This window comes from Nitrosomonas oligotropha (assembly GCF_900106555.1).
Classification (GTDB): domain Bacteria; phylum Pseudomonadota; class Gammaproteobacteria; order Burkholderiales; family Nitrosomonadaceae; genus Nitrosomonas; species Nitrosomonas oligotropha_A.
Genome location: NZ_FNOE01000001.1, coordinates 253261 through 270970 on the forward strand (window position 1 = coordinate 253261; position 17710 = coordinate 270970).

Consider the following 17710-nt stretch of genomic DNA (forward strand, 5'->3'; position numbering starts at 1 on the left):
GATAAACGGCTTATGTTAATGATACGCGCCTGCTTTCAGACTGATGAGTTCGACGTCAAATATCAAGGTTGCATCCGGAGGAATGACGTTGCCAGCACCGCGCGAGCCATAAGCCATTGAGGACGGAATAATGAGCGTGCGCTGTCCGCCGACTTTCATGCCTTGAACACCTTGATCCCAGCCTTTGATCACACGTCCTGCACCGAGCATGAAAGAAAAATGTTCCTTACGATCATAGGAGCTATCGAATTTCTTGCCTTTTTTGTCGGGCGCGCTTTCATCGTAAAGCCAGCCGGTATAATGTACGCTGACGGTTTTGCCAATTTCCGCTTCTTCGCCGGCGCCTGTTTTGGTATCGATTTTTTGAAACGCGGGACCATCGGACGATGCAGCGAAGACAGTCTGGGACAGCAGTGTCAGTGCCAGCAGAACGAAACTTAAGTGAAACAGTGTTTTAATAGTACGCATGGTTTCCTCGAGAATAAATAAAATCCGGCTAATTTTAGCAATTAACGCTTGTATATTATAACTGGTAACATCAATTCTTTTTATCACTGGCTGCTTGAAGGGATCGTTTTTACCAGGGTTTGATCAAAGCACATAGTGTGCAGTATTTTTTACGGTAACAGCTTTTTTCTTTATGACATCCAATATGCACTTACCCGAACAACGTGAAACCAGCCGGAACGAGCAGCCGCTAGTGGAGCAACAAGCGGCCGATTTATTATGCTTGCATGATTCGCCGGTGGTGCGCGCCATGTATCTGGGCGCTGGCTTTGTGGCGTTATTTCTGGCCGTATTAGGGGCAATTTTGCCGGTATTACCAACGACGCCGTTTGTGTTACTGGCGGCGGCCTGTTTTGCACGCGGCTCCGAGTACTTTCATCGAAAATTGCTGGAAAACCGGATTGCCGGACCGATCATTCGTGAATGGACTCTCTATCGCAGCATTCCGCAGCGTGTTAAACGTTGGGTGTATTTTTTGATGACATTGTCATTTGGCAGTTCAATTCTGATTGTGCCTGAACTATGGCAGAAAATAATGCTGGTTGTAATCGGCAGCATACTGGCCTTTTACATTTGGCGGATTCCGGTTAGAAAGGTCTGAATTGCAATGACGGAGTTCTGAATTTAAGATTTCATTTAAGCATTAAATGCTTGCCATCAATTTCCTCATCGGTGATGTGAATAAATCTCAATGAAATGATTATAGTTTTGTAATCATTTGTTAGATATGGATTTTTCTGACCTTGGTTGATGTAACAAATCGAGCTAAAGTTATATCAATTATTTACGTAAGAAAACTCTTACTTATTTCAATGAGCGGATGCAATGAGAATTAATGAACCCGTTACCCAACGTGATATGGGAATGAATAATGATTGTGAAATAATTTCTACGACAAATTTAAAGGGAGCGCTCACGTCGGCTAATGAAGACTTTATCCGAATGAGTGGTTATACGTGGGAAGAACTCGAACATAAGAATCATAATATCATCCGCCATCCCGACGTGCCGCCGGAAGCGTATGCAATGTTATGGGAGTCGTTGAAAGCCGGTACCCTGGATGGGCATGGTTAAAAACCGCAACAAGAATGGCGATCACTATTGGGTGGATGCCTTTGCCAGCCCGCTCTACAAAGAAGGCAATATTGTCGGTTATCAGTCAGTCAGGGTAAAACCGGAAAAAGTCTGGGTTGATCGTGCAGATGCTTTGTACACCAAGATCATGTCAAAAAAATCTGCCGATGATAAACGGCGTTCAAAGCTGGATGCGGTTAAATTAACTCGATTCCCAATCGGTTTATCCGCCAAAATCGCATTGGCTGTGACGGGTGTTTTTGCACTGCTTTTCACTGGATTAGTGCTGGCTGAGCAAATTTCGTTACTTTTTGCTTTAGCAGGTTGTACGGTTGGCAGTTTGATCAGTTTTACCGTGATTCACCAAATGTTGAGCCCGCTCCGGGCACTTGCTGCAAAATCAGAAAAAATTGCTAATGATCCTGTAGCACGTTATATCTATACAGGTAGAACCGATGAACTGGGCCAATTGGAATATGCGCAGATATTCCAAACGGCGAAACTCCGTACTGCAATTGGCCGTGTCAAAGAGTCATCTGAAGTATTGGAAAATGCTGCTTCTGAAATAGCAACGGGTAGCGTGGATCTGTCAAGCCGTACGGAAAATCAAGCTTCCAGTCTGGAAGAAACGGCATCCAGTATGGAAGAAATCACCTCGACCGTGCAGCAAAATGCCGATAATGCTAAACAAGCCAATGTTCTGGTTATGGAAGCGCGCAAACAAGCTGAGAAAAGCGGCTTGGTGGTGTCAAGCACAATGCAAGCAATGTCGCAGATTAACGAAAGCAGCAAGAAAATTGCCGACATTACCAATGTGATTGATGAAATTGCATTCCAAACCAATTTGCTGGCGTTGAATGCGGCAGTGGAAGCTGCCCGTGCTGGGGAACAAGGGCGCGGTTTTGCTGTGGTGGCTAATGAAGTGCGTAGTCTGGCTGGCCGCAGTGCCGAATCGGCAAAACAAATCAAAGCGCTTATTAACGATAGTGTTTCCAAAGTGGAAAATGGTACTCAGTTGGTAAATCAATCGGCTGATTCGTTAAAAACGATCACGGAGAGTGTCAAGAAAATTTCCGATATTGTCGGTGAAATTTCTCAATCATCAATTGAACAAGCCAATGGCATTGAGCAGATTAACCAAGCAATCTCACAAATCGATGAGGTAACGCAGCAGAATGGACAATTAGTAGAGAAATTATCATCGCCCAGTCGTGCGATGACTGATAAAGTCAAAATAATCTCTGGTTTGGCGGATCAATTTAAGTAACAAAGCCAATAAGATTGGATTATCCAAAAAGCCGGAATTGACGCGCAGCTGATTCCGGCTTTTTTATTGATTACAGGAAAATAACTCCGCGTGGGATTTGACTGAGCGCTATAGCTCCTGAATCCAAATTTTTTGTCCGTAGCATCAGGATATAATTGGATCAGAGCGTGGAATAATGCATTTTAGTTGCCACAATTTGCATTGATTGTCAGCACATCGCTCATCCGCTCTGATATCAAAGTGCTAAAATATTTTCATGGATGAAAAAGAAAAAATACCGGATTTTGATTTTGACCAGTGGTCCAGGATTGCTCGCGAGGAACCTGAGAAGTTTGAAGCCATGCGCCAGGACATGATCAATGAATTGATTGCGCAAGCACCGGATCATCTCAAACCGCGCATGACAGGCCTGCAATGGCAAGTTGATCAAATTCGCAAGCAGGCCGGCAACCCGATGGCTGCCTGTTTACTGATTTCGCAGAAAATGTGGGCCAATGTGCTGGGAGAAACGGGTTTGTTCAAAGCGCTTCAGGAACCTAAAAAAATACTGCATACTTTGGAACAAGCTCCCGCCGGTAAAGTCTTGTCGTTTGAACGGCCTAAATCCGGCAAGTAAACCCGCTTTAAGCTTCTTCAATAGGGGAATTCAATGCGTACAACGCGCCGCGCTTTTTATCCTGTGTTGTTAATTACAAGCTGCATTCTATCGTTTGGCCAGGGTGCGGTCATGGCCGGTGCTGACGAGCGGCTGAGCACGCTGAATGATCAGAAAGCGGTGGCAGTAACTATCTATAACAGTGACTTAGCACTGATAAAAGATGTGCGGAATGTTTCCTTGGCCAAGGGTGATTTTAATCTGGCCTGGCGCGATGTCAGCGCGCTTATGCGGCCTGAAACGGCGTTGTTAAGGAGTGTCACCAATCCGGGTAGCATTACAATTGCCGAGCAAAACTTCAATTTCGATTTGCTCACGCCGCAAAGCCTGCTGAATAAATACGTCGGTCAAACAGTGTCGGTCGTTAAAATCAATCCGGCTACCGGTGTTGAGAGCAAAGAGAGCGCACTGGTGCTGGCCGCTACTGAGGGTGTGGTGCTCAAAATGGCCGATCGTATTGAAACCGGACTGCCGGGACGTATCACCTTCGAGAATGTGCCCGGCAACTTGCGCGATCGCCCCACGCTAGTGATCGAGGGAATTCATCATGGCCACACAGCGCAAGCGTTGGAACTGAGTTATTTAACCGGTGGTCTGGCTTGGAAAGCAGACTATGTCGCTGAACTGAATGATGCGGATGATCAACTGGATTTATCCGGCTGGGTAACGCTGACGAATACCAGCGGTACTCGTTATGTTAATGCGAAGCTGCAATTGGTGGCCGGTGATATCAACCGGGTGCAGCAAGAATTCGCGGCACCGGTAGCGATGCGAGCCAAAATGGCGGCGGATAGCGCTGTCGAACCGATGCGCCAGGAATCGCTGATGGAATATCATCTCTATAACCTGGATCGGTTAACGACGATCGCCGAGAACCAAACCAAGCAAGTCGCGCTGCTGAATGCCTCCGGCGTGCCTGCCCGAAAAGAGCTGGTGCTGGCGGGCAGCGATTATTACTACGCTTCCGGTTATGGTGATCTGGGACAGAAACTGAAAGTGAGCGTGTTCATGCAGTTTGATAATAAAGAATCGGCCCGGTTAGGCATGCCGCTGCCCAAAGGTATTTTACGCGCCTATAAACGCGATAAAGCCGGAAATGCCCAGTTCGTCGGTGAAGATCGCATAGATCACACACCGAAGAACGAGATCGTGCGGGTAAAGCTGGGACAGTCTTTTGATGTCACAGCGGATAAAAAACAAACCGATTTTAAGCAATTAAGCATAGGGAACAATGGCATTAACCGTTTTGAAAGCGCTTACGAAATCACGCTCAAAAATGCCAAAAAAGAAATGGCTACGGTCACTGTGCAAGAACCCATACCGGGCGACTGGAAAATAATCGAAGAAAGCCAGCCGCACCATAAACCAGCCAGTAACACAGCCGTATGGCAAGTCGCTATTCCAGCGGAAAGCGCAGTTACGCTGAAGTATCGCGTCCAGGTCAGGTTCTGATGACGGGTTTTTAGCGGTTAAAAATTTTCCGCTGTTCAAGAATCATTATGCAGCGGCTTTGTTTTCATGTTGATTTGAAACAAATGCCCTGATCAAAATCATACCGGTTACTCCTCCCGCCGCATCAATAAAGAAGTCGCTCACTAACGGAGTTCGCCCTTCAATAAACAGTTGCGCGATTTCTGTGCCACCAGCCAGTAGAAGAATAATCGTGATCGTTTGCAGGATGAGCTCTTTTTTCATCATCACGCTGAGAATTAGACCGAACAGGAAAAAGAAACCGAGATGCCAGACTTTGGATAAATCCCAAGGAATGACTGTTTTAAAAGATTCACTTTCGGCGTCGATTTGAATTTTAACTTCGTTGGAGACCTGGTTCTTCATATCGCCTGGCAGGGTTGTCCCGGCAATGATGGCAGTAAAAGCGGAAACCAGCAGGAAGCGGGCGAGAATGTTTTTCTTGTCCATGAACAGAAATGAACCGGTAAACAGCAGGAAATATCCACCCCAAGCCAACAGAATGATATCGCGAACCCATTTATAATCCGGATTTTCGTAAACCGGATAAACCCGCATATTTTTAATCTGCAGCGAGCCGGTGGATTGGCTCAATTGTGCGGTTAGCCAGATGTTTTGGATTCCGGGTGCGATGGTGAAAACCTTGCGGTAATTTTTCCAGTCGTGGGTTCCTGTCAGGGCAATCGCCGCGTGGGGCAGATCCCAGCGGTCTTTCTTGCCATCATTTTGTGCCAATAGAAGCCGGGCGGAGTTCCAGGGGGGTATGCCTGCCATCACATTGGTGCAGCGCATATCAGCGGATACTAATAAGACAGTGCCGGGTTTTACCATTGGAAGTTGCTGGAGCGCGCTGGCGCCGGTTTTGGCATCGCTGGAAAACAGGCTCAAGCCATTTTCCGTGACCTCGACCCGGCTGCTTTCCGTGGTCCGGAACTTCCAATTGGCGGTCTGAAGCTCGGGACCAATTTGCACATACTGTTCAAATCTGGCGTGGGTTATCAGGGTGGCAATGGCCAGAAGTATGAATAAAAAGCAATTTGTTTTGAACAAAGGCATACGTCAGCCCGCTGCGCGCAACCGGATAGAAAGATCCAGTCCGTTTCCGTATTCAGGAAAAGAGATCAAAAAACTTGTTCCTTCGTATTGCCGGATCATTCCGTGCGGGCTTTGTTTCGCATCGCATGCCTTAAGATAAGGCGGTTTTCGCCATCAACCGCTATGGATTTCTAAAAATACTGGACCATCAAGCTAACGTATCCAGCGGCAAAAATAACGAGGACAATGACAATGAGTTTTTTCATCGCGTGCATTCCTTTCAGTCGAATATTGATTAATCATTTTTGTTCCGTGCTACCAGTGCATAAGTAAAACGCATCCCGGGCTTCGCCGTCAAGCGTCTGCTTTATTTTTGGCATGGGATGGCAGGAACGCAATGCTGAGCCAATCGTTTCGTGCCAGATTCCGCATTTATCGTCAAATGATAAACGGGCATTGGCGGGGCTTGTGGAAGGTAATCGTGAGAGTTTGAGCAATCCCAAGTTATGGGCGGGCAATACATAGTGTTTAAAACAAGCTTCCGCTGTTCCGCCGTTAAAAAATACCTGCGTGATGGCGCGGTGTGCGGAAAAAAAGGACTGGAAGTCATTGTTGATTTGCGTGCCGGTTTCAATCATCGAATCCAGGCTGCCGTTGCGCTTGCACGATTTGAGCACATCCCACAGTGCGATCGGCGATGATCGCAGCGCGGCAATTTTTTCCTGATACGAAGCTTCCACATCGATTTGTAGCAGTTGCGCCATGATCGGCCAAAAAGCATTGCGGCGGTGGGCGTAATACTGGTTGGCGACTAATGATGCTTCGCCCGGCATGCTGCCGAGGATCAGAATTCTCGCCTCGCTGCCGGCGATGGGAGGAAAACTATAAACGGTCGGCATGCCTTTTGCAGCCGGTTAGTCGACGTAATAATGCCGCACGGCGTGACCTTGCTGATCCAGTTCGTAAACCAGCGGTCGGCCGGTAGCCAATCTTGTTTTCATCACTTGCCCGGGAGTGAGATGTTCCAGCAGCATCGTGACTACGCGCAAGGTATTGCGATGGGAAACTATCAGGGCACGTTTTCCGTGCTGAATTTCCGGTTGAATGGTTTCTTCCCAATAGGGTTTTACCCGCGCCAGGGTGTTTTGCATGCTTTCTGCGAGCGGCAGCTCATTTTTATCGATACCGGCGTAACCCGGTAGATTGCCGGGAAAGCGGGGATCGTGTGCATCCAGATACGGCGGTGTTGCATCAAATTTGATTTGGCAGCCCAGAATTGGCCAGATACCGAACTTCTTGATGGCTGGCCAGCGTTCCATGCCTTCCAGCGCGCCGTAATGGCGCTCGTTCAAACGCCAGCTTTCATGCACCGGTAGATCCAGTTGCATGGCGGAGAGCACAATCCGCGCGGTGGTTTTTGCGCGCTGCAAGGAGGAGGTAAAACATAGATCGAAGGTAAGACCGGCCTGCTTTAGTAAATAAGCGGCTTGTTCCGCTTCCTGCTCGCCTTTCGCGCTCAACGGAATATCGCTCCAGCCGGTGAATTTCTTGTCGCGATTCCAGATGCTCTGTCCGTGTCGCAGCAAGACAAGCTGGGTGATGCGTTGCTGGGCGTTTTGTACCGTTGGGATGGCTTTCAGCATTAGCCGTTTTGTTGCGGTGACGTTTTGGCGGCTTCGGAGGATTCGTGCCAAATTTGTTTGAGTGCTGGCCATAAACCGCTGCGGATGGTTTTGATGTATTGCGAATTATCGGTCAGGTTATTGACTAAGCGGCGTTGCGCTTTACCGAGGTTGTGATACGGCATGCTCATGAACAAGTGATGCGTAGCGTGAAAACGCAAGCCGACCGGCGCCCATAGCGGCGTGATCAGAACATTGCCGGGAATATTGACCGAATCCAGGTATTGTTCGGCCAATGTCATTTTGCGATCGCCTGGATTGCGGTAAGCATGCGCCGCCAATGTGCGCAGCGAATTGAGAATGAACACGGCGACTGCGGTGAGGTACCACAACACCAGCAACGAATAAGGAAGCACACCCAATACAACCAGTGCGATGACGCTCGCGCCGAACAGGAAAGCACCGAGTTCTTGCTGGCGCCAATTGAGATCGTTGCGGACCGCATCCGGCGCGCGCCTGTAAGTGGGGTCAATCGTCAATGATGATGCGCGTTCCCAGACGATTTTGCGCAATGGCGGAATCAGATACGAAACCGGCGTCAACAGCACGAAGCGCGCAGCCAGTACAATTGGAATCAAAAAAGACAGCAACACATAAACCACCATTTCCGCCGGTTTATGCGTCGCAAACGGCAGGTACTCGCCATCCGCGCTGGTGCCGTACACATCCGGTTTGTGATGGTCGTTATGCACGCCATCGTAGGTGAACGACGGAATCATGAACGGAATGCCGCAGATGATATTCCACACCAGACGGAAGTTCTTGAATGTACCCTTCTTTAAATGTGCCAGCTCATGTACAAAAATCGCCGAACGGTACAAGGCAAGTACAGCGACGATGAATCCGCCCAGTTGCCAGAGCGAGAAAAACGGTGAAAACAGCGCGGTAAAAAAAGCCGCCCAGCCCAGCGTGATGTGAAACAGAAAATCCGTCCAGTAAATCCATGGCTTCGGCGTCATCAGGTCGCGTACCAGATGATGCGCTTCACGCAGTGGAAATTCTTTGATGTAAGGGACTTTTTCTTCGGTCACGTGTCGTCTCGCTTAGTTTCGCTTAAGACCAGCAGGATTGAAGGTGATTCATGATGTGCTGATTGATCGTTGCATCGGTGATGTTGACTTGCCCCAGGTTCGGCATGGCGGGCCAGCCCGCGTCGATAAATTCCATCCCGGCAAACGGCTTCGGTTGTGCATACCGTGGAATCACATGAAAGTGCACATCGGGGTCGACCATCATCAACATCAAATAATTGATTTTGTCATAGTGGAAGGCTTTCGCCAGTGCCGATTCAATTTGCCCGGTGATGCTGTGCAGTTCCGCGAAGCTGGCCGGACTCAGCTGCGAAAAGGCCTGTGCCGGTTCATGCGCGGCCAGAACTAGAGCGCCTAGTGTCGCCTGTGCGGGACGCAGTAATACCGACCAGTATTGAAACGACCAGATAATCGTTTGCGGCGCGCCAAACTTGCGCATGGTGGCATTCAGCTCTGGCTCGGTGGCGCTGATCATGATGCGTTCTCGTCAAAGATGATACCGGCTCTGGCTAAATCCTCGATAAAATCGATTTCACACCAGCGAAATCCGTTGATCGAGCAGGAGTTCACTAAATGTTCTTTGGCCAGGCGATCGATAATCGACAAATACCACGATTTCAGCTCCGCCGGATGACGCAATGCTTCTTCCACGGCTTGCCGGAATAGTGGCACACCATTGCCGCGAAAATAAATCAGCCCGATGGATTCCGCGTTGACCTGATGCGGCGGCACGATTTTGCTCACTTGCTGCACCCAGCCATCGGCGTTCAATTGTACTTTCATATCGTCGGCGTCGTAGCTATCCTTAAAATCCACGCTCAGTGTAATGGGCGCGAATTCTGAATTCAAGACTTTATCCAGCAACGCGGTTTCGATCACGGTATCGCCGTTCAATATCAAAAAATCGCTATCCATTTCGGTGCGCGCAATCCAGCAGCTCGCCAGATTATCCGCCACTTCGTAAAAGGGATTGAACAGGATTTTGATCTTGGGATGATGAGCGTGCCGTTGTTGCAGTAACTCCTCAATCTGCGCCACCTGGAAACCCGTGATAATGGTGACCTCTTCGACACCGGCCGCGAGCAAAGCGTCAATTTGCCAAGCCAGCACGGGTTTGCCGGCAACCGGCAGCAGGCATTTCGGGGTGTTCTCGGTCAGCGGCAGTAAGCGCCGTCCCTGCCCTGCGCTCAGGATGATGGCTTTGACTGGCTTTGTGGTTTGATTCGTCATAAATGAATGGATTTTAGGCAGCTTTGTATACAAAGCGATAATAGCGACGCTGCATTGTAACCAAGTTTGGATTTAGCGAGGTATTTTTAGAAGGAGAGACTGTTGATCTGGCGCAATTCTGCAACAATGCGTTGCGTGGCGCGCAAAAAATCGTCCACTTGTTGAAGTGTGTTGTCACGGCCCAGGCTGACACGCACCGCGCAGCGCGCGAGCATCGGATCAATTTGCATCGCCGCCAGCACATGGCTTTGCCCTGGATTCACGCTGGAGCAAGCCGCTCCGGCGGCAACGGCAAAACCGGCTTTGTCCAATTTAACCACCAGCGTATCGCCCTCGATATCCGGCAGCGCGAAATAACAGGTATTTGGAATGCGTGCCGCCTGTCCGCCGAAAATCGCCGCGCCCATGCCAGTCAACCCGGCTTCCAGCCGATCACGCAACTTGGCAACGTGCTGCGCAGTTTCCGCCAAGCGCGCGACGGCCAATTCGCACGCCACACCAAATCCCACAATCGCAGGCGCATTCTCGGTGCCGGAACGTAAGCCGTTTTCGTGCCCGCCGCCGTAAATCAACGGTTTTAATAGCAAACGCTTGTCGACGATCAACGCTGCCGCGCCTTTCGGCCCGTAAATTTTATGCGCGGATAACGTCATCGCATGGACTTTCAGCGCAGTAAAATCGACCGGAATTTTACCCAATCCCTGAATCGCATCGGTGTGCACGTAAGCGCCATGCGAACGCGCCAGCTCGGCAATGGCGGCAACATCCTGGATCACGCCGGTTTCGTTATTCGCCAGCATCACCGATACCAATCCCGGTTTATTGGTTTGCATTGCCGCCGCAGCGGCAGCAATATCGGCTTGCCCGTCCGCATTGATCGCCAGTTGCTGCAACGGCCAAGGATCGCAACCGCGCCGCGCAATCGCTTGCGCCGGTTTCAGCACACACGGATGCTCGATCGCGCTGATGAACAGATTCCCCGGTTTCAAACTATCGACCGCGCCACGCACAAACAAATTATTCGCTTCCGAACCGCCGCTGGTGAAAACCACCTGTACCGGTTGCACCCCGACCGCCTCCGCCACCTGCTTGCGCGCCTTGTCGATCGCCCGCCGGGCAGCGATGCCGTAACCGTGACGGCTCGATGCGTTGCCGAATTCTTGTTGGAAATACGGCAGCATCGCTTCTAAAACAGCGTCGTCGACGCGGGTGGTGGCATTGTGGTCGAAGTAAATGGGTTCCATGAATCTCGTGGACAGTTAATTGGTAAAAACCGAATGATAAACCTTAATGAGGATGCTATGACGAACGCGCATTGACCAAAACCACATGTGACTGCTGAATGTTTTCGCGAAACTGTGCCGGGATTTCATCCCAGACAAATAGATCGACCCGAAACGGCAGCTGACTTTCTTCCAATGCTTCTTTCAAAGCGGCGACAGCTCGCTTTTGCTCCGCAGCTGCAAAAACCGCCAAATCCAAATCGGATTGCGAGCGTGCCGTTGCTTTGATACGCGAACCGTAAGCCCAAACCGTTACATCCGGCAGATAATCATTCAGCAGATCGAGCAGGATTTTGCGCTGATCCGGCGTAATATCAAGCATTTGCATTGTCGTCTTATTTGCTCAGCGACTGATAGAGCGCAGTGGCATCGCGAATAAAATCACCCATCAGCGACAAACACGCTTTGGCTTTTTCGCCGCTGTAATCGTGTGTGGTATGAGTGCGCGCTTCGGCATAATCCAGCCATCGCTCAACAGCGGAAGGCAGCAGGTTGTTTTCAGCTGCCAACCGGAAAATCGGCTTCGGACTGTTCGGCACTTCCGGAATACCCAATACTTCAACCAGTAGCGCTTCAACACTTTCCACAAGCAGTCATAACACACTTCAAAGCGCTGAATCACCGACTCCGCGACCGCCTCCTGCATCAGCTTCGGCAATGCCGGATCCAGCGATTGGTAGTTTAGAAATTGCGCTTGCAAATGATTGAGCGATTTCTGCAAGTATTGGTAGTCGATCATGGGGTGTAAACCGGATGAGATGATGGATTATAAGCGAATATCCAGAGGAAAAAATGGTGGCAGTTGAGGGGGGGTGAATTCAAGAAAACAAGAGGAAAACTAACAATAGGTGTGACTTTCACATTCAAAATATCTGACCTTTAAACAAGGGATAAAAATTAATAAGATTTTCTCATGTAGATAAAAAATATTTTGACTTAAATTTTTGCACTATAGCTTTAGTTTGATTCCTTGAAGCAAGGTATATTACATCCTCGAGTTCACAATCCAATCCTAAAATGTGATGTTACGAAATAGAATAGTGAATGCATGATCGGGTAAGATGTTGCCAAAAAATCCTGTAAATTTTTGATAAAAATCTTTAACCATGATTTCAGAAGAGTTTGAGTGCACGAAAAAGATTGAAGGTATCTTATTACCAGCGGTTAGTACGAATAAGAAAAGTTTTTATGGTGAAAAGAATCATGCGAGATTTGTGCATTACACATCGTCAGAATCTGCGCTAAAAATCATTAATACCAAGCAGTTATGGATGCGTAACACAATGTGCATGTCAGATTTCCGAGAAGTAAATCATGGATTTGAGTTGCTGAATTCTTTTTTTCTAGAACAATCTAATCAGGATAAATTCTCAGAGGCACTAAATTCCTGTTCCCCAGGCATAGCCGAAAAGGTTTTTAAAGATTTTAATCAATGGCTTCCAAATATTCGAATGGAAACATATATCGCATCAGTATCTGAACATGATGACAAAGAGGATGATCATGGTAGATTATCGATGTGGAGGGCATTTGGAGGAAGCTCAACGCGCGTAGCCATTGTTTTTAAGGTTCCAAATAATATTGGTTTACCTGATGACTTAGTAATTGGTTTTAATCCGGTATCCTATCTTGAGAAAGAAGAGTTACATAGCGAAATTAATACTGTTATTGAAAGAATCGAAGAGAATCAAGTTTTCTTAAGATCAATTGATCCTGATATGTTGATCGATCATATATTCACAATGCTTTTGGTTAATGTGACATGTCTGAAGCATCACGGGTTTCAAGAAGAGCGGGAATGGAGAATTTTTTATTACCCAAAACTATGGTCATCAATGCTTATAGAACAAGAAGTTGTGGTGGTTGGTAGTGTTCCGCAAATTGTTCACAAACTACCTTTAAACAAAAAAATGATTGGTATCGAGGAAATGGATTTCTGTAATATTTTTGATCGTCTTATTATCGGCCCCTCTGAGTATCCTTTAGTTCAATTCAATGCATTTGTGTATGCGCTCCAAGAAATTGGAATACATGATGCACAAGACCGTGTTGTTATTTCAGGCATCCCAATTCGAGCCTAATTTTTTAGATGTCGAGCTGCTTAATACGCCACCGGCAGCGGATCCAGGCTGCGCCATAAGTACCATGTGGCGACCGAGCGCCACGGCTGCCAAGGTTTAGCCAGTTCGAGCATAATTTTTTTATCGACCGGTTGTTTATCAAGATAGTGCAGGCTCATGGCGCGTTGCAGGCCGATGTCGTCGAGCGGCAGCACATCGGGGCGATGCAGGTGGAAAATCAGGAACATTTCCGCCGTCCAGCGGCCGATGCCTTTGACTTGGATGAGTTGCTTGATGACGGCTTCGTCATTCATTTCCCCCCACGCGGTTTCGCTCAGATCCCCTTCGCGGAAGTGCCGCGATAAATCTTGCAGGTAGGTGATTTTTCTCGCGGACAAGCCGCATGTTCTCAATAAATCCTGTTCGGCCGCCGCGATGGTATGCGGTGTGATATCCGGGATCGCGCCGATCACTTTTTGCCAGACGCTTTCGGCGGCTTTGACGGAGATTTGTTGCCCGACGATCGAGCGCGCCAGCGTCGTGAATGCGCAGCCGCGCGAGACCAATGTGGCATCGGGAAACTGCCCGATCAATTGGTGCATGACGGGATCGCATGCCGCCAATTCTTGTGTGGCTTGTATCCAGTATCCGGGTGTCATTTGAGTGCTGAAGTGGGAAAGTTAAGCCGTGCAGTGTGCAACTTTTTGCCTGCATAAACAAGCTTGCTTGCGGCCAATTTTGCAGCGAAATTGACAGTTCACATCCAATCTTTCTTCTATCTATCTTATTTATTTGAACATTTTGCTGCCCATTTGATGGCAATCCGCATCACGTTTAAGTCTTTGTCATATAACTATAAAAACCCAATTACTTGCTTGACTAACAGGGATTTTTTGATTAAAGTGGGAAGTGGTGGGAAAATGTGGGAAAATTTGGTGAGCCTCGATGGATTTTCCCTTAATTTGAGGAGACAGCATGTTTCGTGGCGTCACGCAACTTAGTCTTGATGCAAAAGGTAGGCTTGCGATACCCGCAAGATACCGTAGCGAGCTGATGTCTACCTGCTCAGGGCATTTGATCGTCACTGTCGATCCTTCAAAGTGTTTATTGATTTATCCTCAGCCAGCCTGGGAACCGATAGAACAAAAGCTCAATAATCTTTCTAGTTTTGATTCGAAGACCCGCAATTTGCAGCGGCTGCTGGTGGGTAATGCCAGTGACGTCGAGATGGATGCTGCTGGCCGCATTTTGCTGCCGCCGCCGCTGCGCCTTTTTGCCGGATTATCCAAGGATGTGGTTTTGGTTGGCCAGGGGGCTAAGTTTGAATTGTGGGATGAAGTGCAATGGAATTTACAAATTGAAGATGCGCTGGCTTTCAAGGATGGCGATATGCCGCCTGAGCTGGATGGCTTCTCGCTGTAATTAAAGCGGTAGCAGCGATTCATGCACATTTCGGTGTTGTTGCACGAAGCGGTCGATGCATTGGCTATCAAACCGGAAGGTGTGTATGTGGATGCAACGTTTGGACGTGGTGGCCATAGCCGTTTGATTTTGTCTCGATTGGGTGAGCAAGGCCGGTTAATCGCCTTGGATAGAGATCCGGATGCGGTGCTGTCGGGCCAAGCGATTGTGGATAAACGGTTTTGCATCCGGCATGGCAGCTTCTCGCATATGCGGCGCATATTGCAGCAGCTGGACGTTGCCAAGGTTGACGGGATTTTGCTGGATTTGGGTGTGTCGTCGCCGCAGCTGGAGGAAATTTCGCGCGGTTTCAGCTTCCGCGCCGATGGACCGCTCGATATGCGCATGGATACAACGAAGGGCCAAACGGCGGCGGAGTGGCTGGCGACAGTCGCAGAAGATCAACTGGGATGGGTGATCAAGGAATATGGCGAAGAACGGTTTGCTCGGCAGATTGCAAGAGCGATTATTGTGGCAAGAACGCGGCAGCCTATTGTTACCACATCACAACTTGCCGAGATTGTCGCAACGGTTTTGCGTTCGCGGCAGCGCCAGCGGGAAATTGTCCGGCATCCGGCGACGCGCACTTTTCAGGCGATACGGATCTATCTCAACCAGGAGCTTGAGGAATTGTCGCTCGTTTTGCCGCAGTGTGTGGAGTTGCTGAATCCGGGCGGAAGGTTGGTGGTGATCAGTTTTCACTCTTTGGAGGATCGCATGGCCAAACTATTTATGCGCAAGGCTGCCAGCATGGACGAACTGCCTCGCGGCATCCCGCTGCAAGAAAAGGATTTGCTGCGGTTCAGCAATCAAACGTTGCGCGTGATCGGCCGGGCAGTGCGTGCGGGAGAGCAGGAAGTAACGGAAAATGTGCGCGCCAGGAGTGCGGTGATGCGTGTGGCTGAAAGAGTAACCATAAACGGGTAACAGAATGTTCAAACTGAACATTTTTCTAGTTTTTATATTGATCGCGAGCGCGCTGGGCGTGGTGACCTCGCAGCACATGGTGCGCAAACTGTTTATGGCGCTGGAAAATGAAAAAGGAATCGAGCGCAAGCTGGATGTGGAATGGGGAAGATTGCAACTGGAACAAAGCACATTAATCATGCACGGGCGGATCGAGCAGATTGCCAAAGACCGGTTGAATATGACCGTGCCCGCTGCTTCCAGCATACAAATTGTATCCATTAACGATGCAGAAAAACGCTTGAACACGGAAGGGTTAAAACCATGATCAAACCCGAAGTACGGCAAATCAAACTATCAGCGTGGCGCTCACGGCTGCTGTTTGGTTTCCTGGCGCTCGGTTTGATTGGTTTAGCGGGACGCGCGGCTTACTTGCAGGGAATGAATCATGATTTTCTGCAGGAAAAAGGAGAGTCGCGCTATAGCCGCATAGTGGAAATGAACGCCGATCGCGGCATGATTACCGACCGCAATGGCCATATTCTGGCGATCAGTTCGCCGGTCGCCTCTGTTTACGCCGATCCGAAAGTGATCGATATCAAGCCGGAGCAATTGAAGCAACTGGCCGGTTTGCTCGAGATGGACAGTACCGAGATCAATGCCCGCATCAGTCGGGAAAACAGCCGGTTTGTTTATTTGAAACGGCAAGTAGTACCGGATATCGCCGAAAAGATCATGAAATTGAAGATCAAAGGCATCTATTTCGCCAGCGAATCGAAACGCTACTATCCCGAAAGCGAGTTTGCCGCGCATGTGCTCGGTTTTACCGATATCAACGATGAAGGCCAGGAAGGCGTGGAGCGTGGCTGGCAGGATAAGCTCGCGGGCGAGCTGGGACGGCGCCGTGTGCTTAAAGATAACAAAGGACAGATCATCGAGGATGTGGAAAACATCCGTGCGCCCAAGCCGGGCGAAGATCTGGTGTTGTCGATCGATAGGAGAATTCAGTATCGCGCCCACGCGGAATTAAAAGAAGCAGTGCTGGCCAATAACGCCAAAGCGGGCAGCATCGTTGTGCTGGATGCGCAAACCGGTGAGATTCTGGCCTTGACCAATTTACCGGCGTACAACCCGAACCGGCGATCATCGATTACCAATGAACGGTTACGTAACCGGGCGCTGATCGATACGTTCGAGCCGGGTTCGACGTTAAAGCCGTTTACCGTAGCGATTGCGATGGAGATCGGCAAAGTCAACGCCAATACGGTGCTGCAAACCGCGCCGGGAATGTGGCAAGTGGGCAGAAAAACCATTCGCGATGTCAGCAACAAAGGCGAGCTGACGGTTGCGCAAATCATTCAGCAGTCAAGCAACGTCGGAACGGCAAAAATCGCACTGTCGCTCGAATCGCAAACGATGTGGGAGATGTTTAACCGCTCTGGATTTGGCGCATTGACGAATTCCGGTTTTCCCGGTGAAGCAAGCGGCATTTTGCGGCCTTACAACAAATGGCGTCCGATCGAACAAGCCACCATGTCGTACGGTCATGGCATATCCACCAGCCTGATGCAATTGGCGCGCGCTTACACGATTTTTGCCAGCGGCGGCGAATTAAAACCGATCTCGCTCTTGAAACAAAACATGCCGGTCATGGGGCAACGCGTCATTTCGCGCGATACCGCGCAGGCGATGAATCGCATGCTGGAAATGGCGACCAAGCCCGGTGGCACGGCGCCGCTGGCGCAGATTAGCGGGTATCGCGTGGCCGGTAAAACGGGGACGGCGCATAAACTGATCGATGGTCAATATGCCAATAAGCGCTATATCTCCACGTTTGTCGGCTATGCGCCAGCATCGAATCCGCGCCTGATCATCGCCGTGATGATTGATGAGCCTTCCGCCGGAAAATATTTCGGCGGAGCCGTAGCAGCACCGGTTTTCAGTAAAGTCATGTCCGGCGCTTTACGCATTCTGAATATTCCGCCCGATGCGCCGGCCAATAATGTCGTTACCTTTACCGCAACCCCAGAAATGGGTGACGAAGGATGA

At 49.3% G+C, this 17710-nt stretch carries 21 protein-coding genes and 1 pseudogene; 10 read left to right on the forward strand and 12 right to left on the reverse strand.

Annotated elements, in window-relative coordinates; all coding sequences use genetic code 11:
* Positions 1–15: 15 nt before the first annotated feature.
* Entirely contained in the window at positions 16–468 is a 453-nt protein-coding gene (locus tag BLU57_RS01225; RefSeq protein WP_090315301.1) for an FKBP-type peptidyl-prolyl cis-trans isomerase, read from the reverse strand.
* 172 nt (positions 469–640) lie between these two features.
* On the opposite strand from BLU57_RS01225, the gene BLU57_RS01230 reads away from it, so the two are divergent.
* From BLU57_RS01230 to BLU57_RS01250, 5 genes are all read left to right on the forward strand, one after another.
* Positions 641–1108, forward strand: a complete 468-nt coding sequence (locus BLU57_RS01230) for a YbaN family protein (protein WP_256206028.1) — start codon at positions 641–643, stop codon at positions 1106–1108.
* A gap of 263 nt (positions 1109–1371) precedes the next feature.
* Positions 1372–1581 carry a PAS domain-containing protein gene (locus BLU57_RS01235; protein WP_176776336.1) on the forward strand — a complete coding sequence of 70 codons (210 nt, stop codon included), beginning with the start codon at positions 1372–1374 and terminating at the stop codon, positions 1579–1581.
* Entirely contained in the window at positions 1574–2848 is a 1275-nt protein-coding gene (locus BLU57_RS01240; RefSeq protein WP_176776337.1) for a methyl-accepting chemotaxis protein, read from the forward strand. The genes BLU57_RS01235 and BLU57_RS01240 overlap by 8 nt, the downstream gene beginning before the upstream one ends.
* Positions 2849–3104: 256 nt before the next feature.
* Positions 3105–3464: a DUF3135 domain-containing protein gene (locus BLU57_RS01245; RefSeq protein WP_090315173.1), complete on the forward strand. Its 360-nt coding sequence runs from the start codon at positions 3105–3107 to the stop codon at positions 3462–3464.
* Between the two features lie 33 nt (positions 3465–3497).
* Positions 3498–4955: a DUF4139 domain-containing protein gene (locus tag BLU57_RS01250; protein ID WP_090315175.1), complete on the forward strand. Its 1458-nt coding sequence runs from the start codon at positions 3498–3500 to the stop codon at positions 4953–4955.
* A gap of 45 nt (positions 4956–5000) precedes the next feature.
* Here the strand turns inward: BLU57_RS01250 and BLU57_RS01255 are convergent, their stop codons facing one another.
* From BLU57_RS01255 to BLU57_RS16810, 10 genes and pseudogenes are all read right to left on the reverse strand, one after another.
* Positions 5001–6029 (reverse strand): VanZ family protein, encoded by a 1029-nt coding sequence (locus BLU57_RS01255; RefSeq protein ID WP_090315177.1) that lies wholly within the window; start codon positions 6027–6029, stop codon positions 5001–5003.
* 278 nt (positions 6030–6307) lie between these two features.
* Positions 6308–6907, reverse strand: coding sequence for a DNA-deoxyinosine glycosylase (locus BLU57_RS01260; protein WP_090315180.1), 600 nt, complete (start codon positions 6905–6907; stop codon positions 6308–6310).
* A 15-nt stretch (positions 6908–6922) separates the two neighbouring features.
* Positions 6923–7651, reverse strand: a complete 729-nt coding sequence (locus tag BLU57_RS01265) for a 2,3-bisphosphoglycerate-dependent phosphoglycerate mutase (protein ID WP_090315182.1) — start codon at positions 7649–7651, stop codon at positions 6923–6925.
* Positions 7651–8721, reverse strand: a complete 1071-nt coding sequence (locus BLU57_RS01270; protein WP_090315184.1) for a fatty acid desaturase family protein — start codon at positions 8719–8721, stop codon at positions 7651–7653. The genes BLU57_RS01265 and BLU57_RS01270 overlap by 1 nt, the downstream gene beginning before the upstream one ends.
* Positions 8722–8743: 22 nt before the next feature.
* Positions 8744–9196 carry an HIT family protein gene (locus BLU57_RS01275; protein WP_090315186.1) on the reverse strand — a complete coding sequence of 151 codons (453 nt, stop codon included), beginning with the start codon at positions 9194–9196 and terminating at the stop codon, positions 8744–8746.
* Positions 9193–9951, reverse strand: a complete 759-nt coding sequence (locus tag BLU57_RS01280) for a phosphocholine cytidylyltransferase family protein (protein WP_090315188.1) — start codon at positions 9949–9951, stop codon at positions 9193–9195. Before BLU57_RS01280 ends, BLU57_RS01275 begins: the two co-directional genes overlap by 4 nt.
* Before the next feature lie 86 nt (positions 9952–10037).
* Positions 10038–11195, reverse strand: a complete 1158-nt coding sequence (locus BLU57_RS01285) for a cysteine desulfurase family protein (RefSeq protein ID WP_090315190.1) — start codon at positions 11193–11195, stop codon at positions 10038–10040.
* 55 nt (positions 11196–11250) lie between these two features.
* Entirely contained in the window at positions 11251–11556 is a 306-nt protein-coding gene (locus BLU57_RS01290) for a nucleotidyltransferase family protein (protein ID WP_218131615.1), read from the reverse strand.
* 13 nt (positions 11557–11569) lie between these two features.
* Entirely contained in the window at positions 11570–11821 is a 252-nt protein-coding gene (locus tag BLU57_RS16200; RefSeq protein ID WP_218131616.1) for a nucleotidyltransferase substrate binding protein, read from the reverse strand.
* Positions 11822–11856: 35 nt separating this feature from the next.
* A pseudogene (locus BLU57_RS16810) lies at positions 11857–11973 on the reverse strand (hypothetical protein); the annotation flags it as partial.
* A 367-nt stretch (positions 11974–12340) separates the two neighbouring features.
* On the opposite strand from BLU57_RS16810, the gene BLU57_RS01300 reads away from it, so the two are divergent.
* Positions 12341–13315 carry a DUF2971 domain-containing protein gene (locus tag BLU57_RS01300; protein WP_090315194.1) on the forward strand — a complete coding sequence of 325 codons (975 nt, stop codon included), beginning with the start codon at positions 12341–12343 and terminating at the stop codon, positions 13313–13315.
* A 20-nt stretch (positions 13316–13335) separates the two neighbouring features.
* Here the strand turns inward: BLU57_RS01300 and BLU57_RS01305 are convergent, their stop codons facing one another.
* Positions 13336–13953 carry a DNA-3-methyladenine glycosylase family protein gene (locus BLU57_RS01305; RefSeq protein WP_090315197.1) on the reverse strand — a complete coding sequence of 206 codons (618 nt, stop codon included), beginning with the start codon at positions 13951–13953 and terminating at the stop codon, positions 13336–13338.
* Positions 13954–14269: 316 nt separating this feature from the next.
* Here BLU57_RS01305 and mraZ point away from each other — a divergent pair, with 316 nt between their 5' ends.
* Genes mraZ through BLU57_RS01325 form a run of 4 tightly spaced genes read left to right on the forward strand, consistent with a single transcriptional unit; the run spans position 14270 to position 17710 of the window.
* Positions 14270–14716 (forward strand): division/cell wall cluster transcriptional repressor MraZ, encoded by a 447-nt coding sequence (mraZ, locus tag BLU57_RS01310; RefSeq protein ID WP_090315199.1) that lies wholly within the window; start codon positions 14270–14272, stop codon positions 14714–14716.
* 21 nt (positions 14717–14737) lie between these two features.
* Positions 14738–15682 (forward strand): 16S rRNA (cytosine(1402)-N(4))-methyltransferase RsmH, encoded by a 945-nt coding sequence (gene rsmH / locus BLU57_RS01315; protein ID WP_090315200.1) that lies wholly within the window; start codon positions 14738–14740, stop codon positions 15680–15682.
* A 4-nt stretch (positions 15683–15686) separates the two neighbouring features.
* Complete coding sequence (gene ftsL, locus BLU57_RS01320; RefSeq protein ID WP_090315202.1) at positions 15687–15989, forward strand: cell division protein FtsL; 303 nt, start codon at positions 15687–15689, stop codon at positions 15987–15989.
* The gene (locus BLU57_RS01325) at positions 15986–17710 is read left to right on the forward strand and encodes a peptidoglycan D,D-transpeptidase FtsI family protein (RefSeq protein WP_090315204.1); all 1725 of its coding nucleotides are present in this window, start codon (positions 15986–15988) and stop codon (positions 17708–17710) included. Before ftsL ends, BLU57_RS01325 begins: the two co-directional genes overlap by 4 nt.